Origin of the sequence: Spirosoma liriopis (genome assembly GCF_023196085.1) — a bacterium.
GTDB lineage: Bacteria > Bacteroidota > Bacteroidia > Cytophagales > Spirosomataceae > Spirosoma > Spirosoma oryzicola.
In genome coordinates this window covers 803603-817636 of record NZ_JALPRF010000002.1, presented here as the reverse complement: position 1 = coordinate 817636, position 14034 = coordinate 803603, and the positions used below count along the sequence as shown (strand labels likewise).

The window sequence follows — 14034 nt, the reverse complement described above, 5'->3', positions numbered from 1 at the left end:
CGCTTTCACTCTTTAAAACAAATGTCAACTGAATTAATAGGGGTTGTGGCTATGTACGGAATAACCGTTTTACTGGCTATACCACTAGGCAAATACATTGCCAACGTCTTTAAACGAGAATCCGCCAACGGCCCTTTGGAACGGTTCATCTACCGCCTAGGCGGTATTGATCCGACCCGCGAAATGAGCTGGAAAGAAAACCTGGTAGCGCTCTTGACGATCAATGCGGTGTGGCTGGCGTTTGCCTTCACGCTGCTCGTGCTACAAGGAACATTGCCGCTCAACCCCGACGGTAACCCATCCATGACCCCCGATCTGGCGTTCAATACGGCTATCAGCTTTCTGGTGAACTGCGATTTGCAACACTACTCGGGCGAATCGGGCGTGACCTACCTAACGCAGCTGTTTGTCATTAACTTCCTGATGTTTGTATCAGCCGCTACAGGTATGGCCTCGCTGCTGCTGATTGTCCGGTCTTTTTTACCCACGGTGGTCGAGACGGTCGGCAACTTCTACGTATTCTTCGTCAAGGCGATCACCCGGGTTTTACTGCCAATTTCCTTTATCGTTGCCCTGCTACTGGCCTTCAACGGAACACCAGCCAGCTTCGACGGGAAAGACAGCATTGTCACGATGCAGGGCGACACGGTCGGTGTTTCGCGCGGTCCGGCGGCTGGCATGATCGCTATTAAACACGTCGGCACCAACGGCGGTGGCTGGTTCGGTGCAAACTCGGCGCACCCCTTCGAAAACCCGAATTACTTCACCAACATCGTTGAGATGGTAGCGCAGGTGTTCCTGCCGATTTCCATGCTTTTCGCGCTGGGTTACCTGATCAAACGGAGACGGTTTACCTGGGTAGTATATGGCGTCATGACGCTTGGCGTGCTTTGCCTGCTCGTTCCCACGCTAATCACCGAAATACACGGCAACCCGGCGATTGCCCAATTGGGCGTTAGCCAGCCTACGGGGGCGATGGAAGGCAAAGAAGTACGGTTTGGACCAATGGCGTCGGCTTACTGGAGCATTCTGACAACCGTTATTTCGACCGGCTCGGTCAACTCCATGCACGATTCTTCGATGGCACTTTCGGGTACGATGGAACTGCTGGGTATGATGACGAATGCGTTCTACGGCGGCTGTGGCGTCGGCTTCCTGAACTACTATTATTACCTGATCATTGCCGTGTTTATCTCCGGGCTGATGGTCGGTCGTACCCCCGAACTGTTCGGACGGAAAGTCGAAGCGCGGGAGATCAAGATTGCGTCCGTCGTAGCGCTCCTGAGTACGTTACTAGTCAAAGGTGGTACGGCATTGGCCGCGTGGTACTTCGTCAACACCGACGGTGTTTCGGGAGTCGCGTCCGACTGGCTTGTCAAACCATCGGCCTGGCTCAATAACCCAGCCAATCACGGATTCACCGAAATGCTGTATGAATTTACGTCGGCCAACGCCAACAACGGATCGGGCTTCGAAGGATTGGGCGACAATAATTTTTTCTGGAACTACGCAACGGGTATCGTCCTGATCCTGGGTCGGTTCATTCCGATCATCGGACCAGTTGCGATTGCGGGGTTGCTCGCCAAAAAGAAATTCGTTCCTGAATCAGCCGGTACGCTTCCGGTAGACACCGCCACGTTTGGCCTGATGACTTTCGCCGTCATCCTCATCATCACGGCGCTTTCTTTCTTCCCCGCGCTGACGCTGGGTCCGCTGGCCGAGTACTTTAGTCTCAAACACTGATTTTCTGATTCATTGATCTCGCTGGTTTCACCCGAAGCTACCACTCCTGAAATCAACGGAGTCATCGTTCATACCCATACAATGGCAAAGCAATCATCTTCTCCCTCTTTATTCCAGCGTGAACTCGTTGGTACCGCCATCCGGGAGTCATTTGTTAAATTAAGCCCGTCGATTCTGATCAAGAATCCGGTCATGTTTACGGTCGAAATCGGTACGGTGGTCATGGTGCTGGTAACAGCTTACATTGCCACAACGGGCGACACATCCCAAGGCTCGCTGGGTTACAACATTGCTGTTACCGCGATTCTGTTACTGACGATCCTGTTCGCGAACTTCGCCGAAGCCATTGCCGAAGCACGGGGCAAGGCGCAGGCCGAATCGCTCCGCAAAACGCGGCAGGAAACGCCCGCTAAAGTGGTCCGTCCGGTGGGTAACATGTACACCAACGAAGTAGAGATTATTTCGTCGGCGCAACTCGCTAAAGGGGATATTTTTCTTTGCGAACCGGGTGACATCATCCCCGCCGACGGCGAAATCATTGAAGGGCTGGCCACCATCGACGAATCTGCGATTACGGGCGAATCGGCTCCGGTCATTCGCGAAGCCGGTGGCGATAAATCGTCGGTCACAGGCGGTACAAAAGTGCTGTCGGATCGGATCAAAGTGCAGGTTACTACGCAGCCGGGCGAATCGTTTCTCGACAAAATGATTGCTCTCGTTGAAGGCGCCAGCCGCCAGAAAACGCCGAACGAAATCGCCCTGACGATTCTATTGGCCGGTTTTACCTTGATTTTTATTATCGTCTGCGTAGCGCTCAAGCCGTTTGCCGATTACGCCAACACCCCGATCACGATTGCGGCCCTGATCTCTTTGTTTGTCTGTCTGATTCCAACCACGATTGGCGGGCTACTGTCGGCCATCGGAATTGCGGGTATGGACCGAGCTTTGCGGGCAAACGTTATTGCCAAGTCAGGCCGGGCCGTCGAAACAGCGGGCGACATCGACACTTTGCTGCTCGATAAAACCGGAACGATCACGATTGGTAACCGGAAAGCAACTCATTTTTACCCGGCTCCAGGCGTATCGGAAGACGACATGGTGCGGGCATCGGCGCTCAGTTCGCTGGCCGACGAAACGCCGGAAGGAAAATCCATCGTTGAGCTGGCGCGTAGCGGAGAGTGGGGTCCAACATTGACCAACCGCTTATCGACGGATGGCGCTACGCTAATCAAGTTCACCGCCGAAACGCGCTCGTCGGGTATCGACATTCCAACGGGTCAGAACGGCTCGATTACCCGCATTCGCAAAGGGGCTACCGACTCCATTCGGAACATCGTGACACGGGCGGGCAATCCATTTCCGAGCGCAACAGAAGAGCAAGCCAAAAAGATTGCCGCCAACGGGGGCACACCGCTGGTTGTCTCCGAAGATGAAGTTGTGAAAGGTGTTATTGAGTTGCAGGATATCATTAAACCCGGCATTTCGGAACGGTTTGACCGGCTTCGGAAGATGGGCGTCAAGACGGTGATGGTAACGGGCGATAACCCACTGACCGCTAAGTTTATTGCGCAGAAAGCAGGGGTAGACGACTTCATCGCCGAAGCCAAACCGGAAGATAAGATGAACTACATCCGCCACGAGCAAACCGGGGGTAAACTGGTCGCGATGATGGGTGACGGTACCAACGATGCTCCGGCACTGGCCCAGGCCGACGTAGGGGTTGCGATGAACTCAGGAACGCAGGCGGCCAAAGAAGCGGGTAACATGGTGGACCTGGACAACGACCCAACCAAGCTGATTGAAGTCGTTGAAATCGGTAAACAATTGCTGATTACGCGCGGTACGCTGACGACTTTCTCGATTGCCAACGACGTAGCCAAATACTTCGCCATTGTACCCGCCCTGTTCGTCGTATCGATCCCGGCTTTGCAGGCGATCAACATTATGAAGCTGCACAGTTCTGAATCAGCGATTCTATCGGCGGTTATTTTCAACGCAATCATTATTCCGATGCTCATTCCACTAGCACTAAGGGGCGTCGAATACAAACCGATTGGCGCATCGGCGCTGCTCCGTCGAAACCTGTTTATCTACGGCCTGGGCGGTATTATCGCTCCGTTTATCGGTATCAAACTGATCGACCTGGTTATTGGCTTATTCATCTAAATAGTACTTCGCAACCGGCAAGCCCGGCTACGGCTCAATAAAAAATTAATCGTCATGAAAATGCACATCGGACCCGCACTTCGGCTCACGCTTGTGATGCTGGTCATCTTATCCGTTATTTATCCGCTTGTGATCGCTGGCGTCAGCCGATTGGCTCCGGGTGGTGGTAAAGGCGAAACGGTCACCGTTAACGGTAAGGTTGTCGGATACGCGCTAGTCGGTCAGAAATTCACGGAAGACCGGTATTTTAACGGCCGTCCATCAGCCGTCGATTACAACGCAACCGGTTCCGCTGGCTCGAACAAAGGGCCATCCAATCCCGATTACCTGAAAACTGTTCAGGTCCGCATCGACACGTTTCTGGTGCACAATCCGGGCGTTCGGAAGGCAGACATTCCGGCGGAATTAGTCACCGCTTCGGGTTCGGGACTTGACCCGGACTTGTCGCCCGCAGCCGCTAAAATTCAGGTGGCTCGGATCGCCAAAATCCGGGGTATCGGTGCCGAACGCTTGAATCAACTGGTAGACGAACAAACCAAAGGTCCACTGCTGGGACTGTTCGGTCCGTCTACAGTAAATGTCCTGAAACTGAATGTCGCCCTGGACCAGCTAAAATAACACCATAACCCCTCCCGTTTAGCGACGGAGCCTTCTGTCGCTGAACAATTTAGTTTCTTTTCGCTTCGTGCATTGAGTACAACAAAACAACCATGAAACCATTCGTTTACGTCATGCTGACTACCGCGTGTGCTGCGGCTACCCTCCCCTGCTGGGCACAAACAACCACAGATACGACAATTGTTACAACCACGACTCCAACCCCACCAGCCAATGGGGGGCTTACCATTAGTGGCTACGCAGAAGCCTATTATACCCACGATTTTACGGCTCCCAAAACCAGCCAGGAACGGCCCGGCTTTCTGTACAACCACAAGCGTAACCGAGAAATCAACATCAACCTAGCCTTCCTGAAAGCCGCCTACAGCGCCGAACGCGTACGGGCTAATCTGGCGATCCAGGTCGGTACGTATGCCCAATACAACTACGCGGCTGAACAACCATTGTTACGAAACGTGTTTGAAGCAAATGCGGGTGTTAAGCTGAGCAAATCGCGCGATTTATGGCTGGACGCGGGTATATTCGGATCGCACATCGGTTTCGAAAGCGCCATCTCGAAAGATTGCTGGACGCTGACCCGCAGCCTGGTAGCCGAAAATTCGCCTTACTACCTGTCGGGAGCCAAGCTGACCTACAACACGCCGAACGGCAAATGGACGTTGCTTGGCTCCGTCGTTAATGGCTGGCAGCGAATTGCAAAATTGCCCGGCTATTCGGGTCCTGCCCTCAGCACGCAGGTGCAGTACAAACCCAACGCCAACGTTGTCCTGAACTGGAGCACGTTCCTCGGCAGTGACCGTCCCGACTCGCTCAAGCAAACGCGTTTCTACAATAATGTCTATGCTATCCTGAACTCCAACCGGAAGGTCAGCGCCATTCTCGGCTTCGATATTGGTGCTGACCGCAAACCCGTCGACTCCAACAATCAGCGGTTTGGTACTGGTAGCTACGTCTGGTATTCGCCCGTGGCTATCGTGCGGTACTCGATCAGCGACGCGCTGAAACTGGCGGGACGCGTTGAATACTACGACGACAAAAATGGGGTCATCATTGCCACGGGTACACCGAACGGCTTTAAAACCTGGGGGTATTCGCTCAACGTCGATTACTTTATCCTGCCCTCGGCGGTGTTCCGCATCGAAGGTAAACTCTATAATAGCCAAGACGCTATCTTTGAATCCACTAGCAACCTTAGCCGGACCAATACGTCGCTGACAACCAGTCTGGCTGTTTCGTTCTAGCCGTCAATCGTCCCGTAATGCTGAGCGACAACCGCGATCAGAACGCCGAACATTTTTTGAACCTCCTCCGCCAGTCCAGGCGGGGGAAGTTCAAAATTTACATTGGTATGAGTGCCGGCGTAGGTAAAACATACCGGATGTTGCAGGAAGCGCACACCTTGTTGCGCGGGGGCATTGATGTCCGGATTGGCTTTGTCGAAACCCATAACCGGGCCGAAACCCAGGCGCTGGTTACGGGTTTACCCGTTATTGCCCGCCGTCGGCTGTTTTACAAGGGGCGCGAACTCGATGAGATGGATTTGCAGGCGGTGATCAATTTACACCCTGAACTGGTCATCGTTGACGAACTGGCGCATACGAATATTCCGGGTTCGAAAAACGAAAAACGCTGGCAGGATGTCCTGGAGATTCTGGATGCGGGCATCAATGTGATTAGCGCGGTTAATATTCAGCACATCGAAAGCCTTTACTCCGCCGTCCGTCAGATTACGGCCATCGACGTAACCGAACGCGTGCCTGACCGGGTGCTTCAGATGGCCGATGAAGTGGTCAATATCGACCTGACTGCCGATGAGCTGATTACCCGGCTTAAAGACGGTAAGATCTATGACCGGGCGAAAGTCGAAACGGCGCTGGGCAACTTTTTTCAGCCCGATAAGATCCTGCAACTTCGCGAGTTAGCACTCAAAGAAGTGGCTACCGCCGTCGAGCGCAAGATCGAAACACAGGTGTCGCCCAGCACGCAGTTGAAGCCAGAACGGTTTCTGGCGGCTATCAGCAGTAACCACGAGGTAGCCCGGCGGGTCATTCGCAAAACGGCACGGCTAGCGAGTTACTACCAATCCCGCTGGTTTGTGCTCTACGTTCAGACACCCGACGAAGACGCCGACCGAATCAAACTGGATGTGCAGCGCTATTTGATCAACAATCTTAAACTGGCGACGGAGCTGGGGGCGGAAGTAATACAGGTGAAAAGCAAGAACATTGTCAGCGCTATTGCCGAAACGGCGGAGCAACGAAAAGTCACCACCGTATGCATTGGGAAACCACACATTACCTTAATTCAGGTCATTTTACGCACGAACGCCTTTAACCAATTGCTGAATAAACTATCTGACTCCGCTACCGACCTGATTATTCTGTCATGACGATTAAAGCAAAAATATCGCTCGGCTTAGGCTTTATGTTCGCCATCATTCTCGGACTCGGCGGGCTGGGAGCTTATTATCTCCATGAGCTAGCCGACGATTCGCAGGCGATTCTAAAAGACAATTACAGCTCGCTTCAGTACACCAGCGACATGCAGAAAGCCCTGCTTGACCGGGCTACCGACCCCGACGCCCTGCACCGGTTCAACGAGAATTTGATGAAGCAGGAAGCCAATGTAACGGAAGAAGGCGAGCAGGAACTTACCACCGCTTTACGACGCGATTTTAACCGGCTAAAGACGATACCCGCCGACTCAGCAGCCCTGAAACGATTGCAATCGGCTTTGCTCCAGCTTGATGACATCAACCGGCAGGCTATGTTCCGAAAGAACGGTACCGCCGAAAAAACCGCTACGGACGCGCTGCTGCTGCTGGCCGTGGTGGGTACTATCTGCTTTCTGATCGTCTTTTCGTTTATCATTAATTTCCCCAGCTACATTGCCCGACCCGTTCGGGAGCTAACCCGAGGGATTCGGGAAATAACCAGCCGCAATTTTGAAGAGCGATTGCATTTTCGGTCGAGTGACGAGTTTGGCGAATTGGCGCGGTCGTTCAACTCGATGGCGCAGAAGCTGGACGAGTACGAACATTCGAACCTGGCTAAGCTGCTGTTTGAGAAAAAGCGGATCGATACGCTGATTCAACTGATGAGCGACGGCATTATTGGCCTCGACGAAAACAAAAAAATCCTGTTCGCCAATCCGGTTGCGTGCCGCCTGCTCGGCATTGACGAAGCCAAGCTGGTTGGACGCTATGCGCCCGATGTGGCATCCGTCAACGACCTGCTACGCACGCTGATTCAGGACCTCATGGCCGAACACTGGACCGAAGCACCCAGTCAGCCGACTTATAACGGCCTGTTGAAAATCTACGATCCGGGGCTAGATGGCGCTGGCAAAGAAAGCTTTTTCAACAAACAAATTCATGCGGTTACGGTCGCTCCCACCGGCGACGGTGAATTACGTCCGGCGGGTTGGGTCATCATGCTCGAAAACATTACTCCGTTTAAAGAACTTGATCAGGCTAAAACCAACTTCATTGCTACGGTTTCGCATGAGCTGAAAACACCGATCAGCAGCATCAAACTGAGTTTAAAACTTCTGGAAGACAATCGCATTGGCGAACTGAACGTCGAACAAAAGCAACTCATCGGCCACGTCCGCGATGATGCCGAGCGGCTGCTCAGCATTACAAGCGAACTGGTCAATATGGCGCAGGTCGAATCCGGACAGATTCAACTCAAGATCGAAAACGTAGCGCCGATGGACATTGTCCGGTACGCAACCCGGGCGCTTCAGGTGTCAGCCAGCCAAAAACACGTTCATTTTGCCATTCATGCGCCCGCCGACCTACCAACAGTAAAAGCCGATCCGGATAAAGTCTCCTGGGTACTGGTCAATTTTCTATCGAATGCCGTACGCCATAGCCCCGAGGAAAACAAAATCGATGTGTCGGTTTCTTCGCTTGGTAAGCAGGTCGAGTTTGAAGTCCGCGATTATGGAGCCGGGGTTCGTCCTGAGCACCGGGATCGTATTTTCGACCGTTATTTTCGGGCACCGGGCAACAACGGGCAATCGAGTGGTACAGGGCTGGGACTCGCTATCTCGAAAGAATTTATCGAGTCGATGGGTGGCGAAATCGGGCTACGAACCGACCCAGAAGCCGGAGCCGTTTTCTTTTTTCGATTACCCGGTACTTAACGCCTGATTAGATTTAATTTGCTTTGCAGCATGAACTCGGCTTCGCTACCTTCTGCCCATTCTCATCTCAATAAAGTTTCTTTACAAGGCTTACTAATTTCGATTGGTATCGTCTTCGGCGACATCGGCACATCGCCCCTCTACACCTACAAAGCCATCTTCGGCGAACGCATCCTGACGGAAAATCTAGTCCTTGGCTCGTTCTCCGCTGTTTTCTGGACACTAACGTTTCAGACTACGCTTAAGTACGTGATCATCACCCTCAATGCCGATAACAATGGCGAGGGCGGTATTTTCTCGCTGTACACCCTCGTGCGCCGATACACGGGACGGTGGATGCTTTATCCAGCAATTGTCGGTGGCAGCTTTCTCCTTGCTGATGGCATCATTACGCCCCCCATTTCCGTATCATCGGCTATCGAAGGCTTGCTGATTTATTATCCCAAACTCGACACCGTTCCGATTGTACTCGCGATCATCGTTTTGCTGTTCATTACGCAACAGTTTGGCACGCAATGGCTTGGCCGGTTATTTGGCCCAATCATGGTTGTCTGGTTTGCCTTTATCGGTATTATCGGATTCTTATCGCTGGTGCAGCATCCGGGGGTGTTACGTGCCCTGAACCCGTGGCATGTTGTTACCTTGCTGCGCGACTACCCCGGAGGATTCTGGCTGTTGGGTGGTGTTTTCCTTTGCACGACCGGAGCCGAAGCACTCTATTCGGACATGGGACACTGCGGTCGGGGTAATATCCGGGTTAGTTGGGGCTTTGTGAAACTGATGCTTCTGCTATCATACGCCGGGCAGGCAGCCTGGTTGATGCAGCATTTGGGAAAACAGCTCGGCCCGACGAGTTCTTTCTACGAAATTGTACCGCCCTCGTTGCTGATCTTTGCCATCGGCATTGCCACACTCGCCACCATTATTGCCAGTCAGGCACTTATCAGCGGATCATTTACGCTAATTGGCGAAGCGATACGGCTCAAGCTCTGGCCCCGTCAGCGCGTGGTCTACCCGACTGATTTCCGGGGGCAATTGTACATTCCACAGATCAACTGGCTTTTGATGGCGGGTTGTATCGGCGTGGTACTTCACTTTCGGGAGTCGAAAAATATGGAAGCTGCCTTCGGTTTGGCCGTAACGCTCACCATGCTCATGTCTACCGTGCTGATGAACGCTTACCTTCGCATAAAGCGCGTTAATCCGTTGCTGACCCTCGCCATAACCCTGCTCTTCCTGGGTATCGAAAGCTCGTTTCTGATCGCCAATCTGATTAAGTTCGAAGAAGGCGGCTGGATATCAATTCTCCTGGGGTTGATTCTTATTACGGTGATGACGCTCTGGCACCGTGGTAAAGAGCTCAAGCACAGTTTTGTTCAGTTCGAACCGCTACCTCCCTTCCTGGAAACGCTCAAAGAACTCAGTAACGACACAACCGTCCCGAAATACGCGACTCACCTTGTGTACCTGACCAGTTCTGATAGTGCCGACCAGATCGAAACCGAAACAATTGAGTCGATCTTATACCGATCGCCCAAACGAGCCGATGTCTATTGGTTGTTGCACGTAGAGGTTATGGACGAGCCGTTTACCATGCGCTACAAAGTAGAAACGCTGGCCGATCAGGACGTGTACTACATCAAATTCTTCCTGGGATTCCGCATCGAACCGCGCCTGAATTTGTTTTTCCGGCTTGTTGTCGAGGATATGGTCAAAGACAAGGAAGTCGAAATTACCAGCCGCTACCAATCGTTGAGCAAAAAGAAATTAACGGGCGATTTCCGGTTTGTAGTCTTTAAGACGTTTCTTTCCTACGAAAACGACCTGCCCCTCGGCCAGAAGCTTATCATGAACAGTTATTTCCTGATCCGGCGGACGGCGTTGCACGAAGCGCCAGCGTATGGGCTGGATACGAACAACATCGTGGTAGAAGACGTACCGCTCCTCTTCTCCATTCCTAAAAATATTGCGCTGATCCGAGAACGCAATTAATCAAAAACGACTCAGACCATTCCTCGCAGAAATGGCCTGAGTCGTTTTTGGTTTCCTTATGTTTCTGAGTTACTCAATTACCTCCATTGCTATATCCGCACGAGAATGGCTGAACGGATAATCGTTCCGCTGTTCCTGCCGGAAAATAAGCTGAATGTTTCGCTGTTTAGCCACACCACCGAAATTCTGAATAGCCGTCACAACGTCGCTGTCGATGTACGAAGAGTTCGTTCCGTCGATCTCAACAATTGCATTGTCGGGTACTCCTTTCAGCAACTTCATCAGTCGGGCTTTGCTAAGAAATGATACGTGATCGCCAAGCCGTACGTAAATCCGCGTTTTGTCTTTGTCGCTGTCCCAATGCGTCCGGACCCGGTGCGCGTTGAGGTAATGATCGCGCAGGATGAAAAAGATACCTGCTACCATACCAATCCCGATACCGATCAGCAGGTCGGTCAGTAATATGGCAACGACCGTTACTACGAACGGAATGAATTTCGACATACCCTGGGCAAAAACGCCTTTGACGACCTCGATCCGCGCCAGTTTATAACCCGTGACGAGCAAAATAGCCGCCAGACTTGCCCAGGGAATTTTATTCAGGAGCGTAGGCAGCGTTACCACGCACACCAGCAGCAGCGTACCGTGCACCAGCGCGGCCACTTTTGTACGAGCACCCGCGTTGATACTAACCGAACTTCGCACAATAACCGACGTGAGTGGTATCCCCCCAACGAGGCCGCTAACCAGGTTACCGATGCCCTGTGCTTTCAACTCATGATTCGTAGGTGTTTTACGTTTTAGCGGGTCCAGTTCGTCGGATGCTTCGATAGCCAGGAGGGCTTCCAGACTAGCAACCAACGCGATAGACACCGCCGAAGTGTATACCAACGGATTGTTCCATTGCGAGAAATCAGGGAACGTGAATAAGTTCAGGAAGGCAGCCGCGCTTTCGGGCACCGGCAGTTGCACCAGGTGATTTCCCCGCAATGCCCACTCGGGAAAGCCCATCCGAAAAAACTCGTTGATCCCGATACCCAACAAAACTACCACCAACGCAGCGGGTACGTTTTTAACAAAGGCCCGTTGCCGAAGAGCCGGACGCTCCCACAAAAAGAAGATACCCAGCGATAGCACCGCAATCAGAATCGCTACGGCCCGGAACTGACCGAGTGCCATGCGCAACTGTTCAATAATATTGAAATTGCCGGGCTGAAAAAGTGCAAAGCCTTCTGCCGCATCGGCATCGTAGCCAACCAGGTGTGGCAATTGTTTTATAATCAAAATAATACCAATCCCAGCCAGCATTCCCTTGATGACCGAGGACGGAAAAAAGTTACTAATCATCCCGGCTTTGGCGAAGCCTAATCCGATCTGAATCAGGCCGGCCAGACAGGTAGCCAGCAAAAAAGCCGGAAAGGACCCCAATGCCTGAATTGCACTGAGCGTCACGATGATCAACCCGGCTTCTGGCCCTGAAATACTGACGGCCGACCGGCTAAAAGCTCCGACAACGATGCCCCCGACAATTCCGGCAATTATACCCGCGAAAAGTGGAGCGCCCGACGCCAGCGCGATACCCAGACACAGCGGCACAGCCACCAGGAATGAGATGGCTCCGCCCCGAAAATCACCTTGTAGATTACTAAAATCAATTGTTTGAAGAAAACTCTTCTTTGTCTCCATTTTTGCGTTGAGCTTTTTGGTTGTGCGGGATAGACGTATGATTTTACCTGCCTTATTTTTGGCGTTTAGTTTTGCATAGAAGGTACTGTTACTCGTTCGGCTATTACCCACGAAAGCCGATAAACTCCCGGAAGACAGTTCAGCCAGAGGATGTATTTCTTCGTTTTTTTGCCGTTGTTTCTCATACCTCAAGTCAGCCGATAAGGCACAGTTTTTCCACCCCAACAAAGTTAGCACAATGGCTAACGGGGTTCATTAGGGACTAGTTAGAAGGTGATGAGAAACCGATTAGAGATTGATTAGAAATCGATTAGAACTTTTTGGGCAGGTGAACGGTGAACGTAGTACCCCGGTTTATTTCGGATGTCACTTCGATCTGACCGCGATGAAGCTGAATGATTCGATAGGTCAGCGGTAGGCCGACTCCGTGTCCGTGAATCCTTTTTACGTTCTCAGCGCGGAAAAATGGCTCATAGATGCGTTTGATGTCTGATTCGAGGATGCCGACTCCTTCGTCTTTGAATACCACGGTTACCCAGCGCTCGTTGGCCCCAAGCGTGACCTGCACCTGCTTGTTTTCGGAAAACTTGCACCCGTTTTCCATCAGGTTAAAAAAAGCCGAATACAACAGCGACTTGTTACCCGCAATAGTCAGCGACGGTTGTATCGTCTCCATCTGTCCGGCAAAAGAGAACACGACTGAGTAATCGGGCTGGCGATTAGCCAGCATCTGCGAGGCCTGGTAGATAACCTCGTCCACGGATACCTCGCTGAATTTCAACGGGGTCGATTCCAGATTCACCAGCGTCAGATCCAGCAAATTATTGGTCAGTTTATTCATCCGGTGAATCACCTCAAGCACCGCTTTCCATTTGGCTTCGTGCTCCTCAACCGTACGTCGTTTCAGTAAGGTTACTTCGATCTGTCCGGTAATGATGGTCAGCGGAGTTCGCAGTTCATGAGACGCGTTTGAAACGAAATTGCGCTGCATCTCAAACGCTTCCTGGACCCGGTCGAGCATCAGATTGAACGTGTGCGCCAACTGCGATAATTCGTCATGATCATTCCCCGCCGATACCCGTTGATCCAGATTAGAAGCTGTAATCCGGCTAACTTGCTGAACCACATCCGAAATAGGTCGTAGCGAACGTCCCGCGTACGCCCAGCCCGCAGCACCCATCAGGGCCAGACTACACAGCAACCCCATCACCATAATGGCCCCCAAATGCTGCATTTCTTCCAATCCGTACTGATCGTGAGCGGATGCTACGAGTATGTACTCCTGCTTGTTGTGCACATGAATGAACCCGATGATTTCTTTGCGCTTCTCCCGGAAGAAAACCTCTTTCTTTTCGCGAATAAGCGTCAACACTTCCGGCTTCACAATGGCGCTATCCTGAGTCGCGTAGAGCATCCGGTTATCCTGACCGTACACGTTGATTTGCTCCTCGGGCAGCGCCGTCAGGTTGTTCTGCTCGATAACCCGCAGCAGCCGCGTCGTTATCTCGTCTTCGTCGAGGAGAAGGCGGGCCGTCGTTTTGGCCTTATCGCTGAGCCTTAAGTAGAAATCCCGCTGTCGGTAATACTCAGCGGTGGCGTAGACGACAAACGAAAAAAGCAGAAGAATGGCAGCCACTATACCGACGAAGGTCAGCGAAAGACGCGCGCGTATTTTCATGA

At 52.2% G+C, this 14034-nt stretch carries 9 protein-coding genes; 7 read left to right on the top strand and 2 right to left on the bottom strand.

The window, feature by feature from the left end:
- The first annotated feature begins 21 nt into the window (after positions 1-21).
- From kdpA to M0L20_RS12375, 7 genes are all read left to right on the top strand, one after another.
- A complete protein-coding gene (gene kdpA / locus M0L20_RS12405) occupies positions 22-1743 on the top strand; it encodes a potassium-transporting ATPase subunit KdpA (RefSeq protein ID WP_248477259.1) in 1722 nt (573 codons plus the stop codon).
- A gap of 81 nt (positions 1744-1824) precedes the next feature.
- Positions 1825-3909 (top strand): potassium-transporting ATPase subunit KdpB, encoded by a 2085-nt coding sequence (kdpB, locus tag M0L20_RS12400; RefSeq protein ID WP_248477258.1) that lies wholly within the window; start codon positions 1825-1827, stop codon positions 3907-3909.
- Between the two features lie 54 nt (positions 3910-3963).
- Entirely contained in the window at positions 3964-4527 is a 564-nt protein-coding gene (locus M0L20_RS12395; RefSeq protein WP_248477257.1) for a K(+)-transporting ATPase subunit C, read from the top strand.
- A 92-nt stretch (positions 4528-4619) separates the two neighbouring features.
- Positions 4620-5768: a porin gene (locus tag M0L20_RS12390; protein ID WP_248477256.1), complete on the top strand. Its 1149-nt coding sequence runs from the start codon at positions 4620-4622 to the stop codon at positions 5766-5768.
- A gap of 17 nt (positions 5769-5785) precedes the next feature.
- Positions 5786-6916, top strand: a complete 1131-nt coding sequence (locus tag M0L20_RS12385) for a sensor protein KdpD (RefSeq protein ID WP_232561282.1) — start codon at positions 5786-5788, stop codon at positions 6914-6916.
- Positions 6913-8676, top strand: a complete 1764-nt coding sequence (locus M0L20_RS12380) for a sensor histidine kinase (protein ID WP_248477255.1) — start codon at positions 6913-6915, stop codon at positions 8674-8676. Before M0L20_RS12385 ends, M0L20_RS12380 begins: the two co-directional genes overlap by 4 nt.
- A gap of 30 nt (positions 8677-8706) precedes the next feature.
- Entirely contained in the window at positions 8707-10668 is a 1962-nt protein-coding gene (locus M0L20_RS12375; protein WP_248477254.1) for a KUP/HAK/KT family potassium transporter, read from the top strand.
- A gap of 69 nt (positions 10669-10737) precedes the next feature.
- Here M0L20_RS12375 and M0L20_RS12370 read toward each other — a convergent pair whose 3' ends face one another.
- Together M0L20_RS12370 and M0L20_RS12365 are read right to left on the bottom strand one after the other, a co-directional pair.
- Positions 10738-12354, bottom strand: coding sequence for a SulP family inorganic anion transporter (locus M0L20_RS12370; protein ID WP_232561279.1), 1617 nt, complete (start codon positions 12352-12354; stop codon positions 10738-10740).
- Positions 12355-12664: 310 nt separating this feature from the next.
- Positions 12665-14032 (bottom strand): HAMP domain-containing sensor histidine kinase, encoded by a 1368-nt coding sequence (locus tag M0L20_RS12365; protein ID WP_232561278.1) that lies wholly within the window; start codon positions 14030-14032, stop codon positions 12665-12667.
- Positions 14033-14034: the final 2 nt, after the last annotated feature.

Excerpts from the sequence above, each read along its gene's own strand:
- kdpA (WP_248477259.1), top strand. The coding sequence starts at position 22 with ATGTCAACTGAATTAATAGGGGTTGTGGCTATGTACGGAATAACCGTT.
- kdpB (WP_248477258.1), top strand. The coding sequence starts at position 1,825 with ATGGCAAAGCAATCATCTTCTCCCTCTTTATTCCAGCGTGAACTCGTT.
- M0L20_RS12395 (WP_248477257.1), top strand. The coding sequence starts at position 3,964 with ATGAAAATGCACATCGGACCCGCACTTCGGCTCACGCTTGTGATGCTG.
- M0L20_RS12390 (WP_248477256.1), top strand. The coding sequence starts at position 4,620 with ATGAAACCATTCGTTTACGTCATGCTGACTACCGCGTGTGCTGCGGCT.
- M0L20_RS12385 (WP_232561282.1), top strand. The coding sequence starts at position 5,786 with ATGCTGAGCGACAACCGCGATCAGAACGCCGAACATTTTTTGAACCTC.
- M0L20_RS12380 (WP_248477255.1), top strand. The coding sequence starts at position 6,913 with ATGACGATTAAAGCAAAAATATCGCTCGGCTTAGGCTTTATGTTCGCC.
- M0L20_RS12375 (WP_248477254.1), top strand. The coding sequence starts at position 8,707 with ATGAACTCGGCTTCGCTACCTTCTGCCCATTCTCATCTCAATAAAGTT.
- M0L20_RS12370 (WP_232561279.1), bottom strand. The coding sequence starts at position 12,354 with ATGGAGACAAAGAAGAGTTTTCTTCAAACAATTGATTTTAGTAATCTA.
- M0L20_RS12365 (WP_232561278.1), bottom strand. The coding sequence starts at position 14,032 with ATGAAAATACGCGCGCGTCTTTCGCTGACCTTCGTCGGTATAGTGGCT.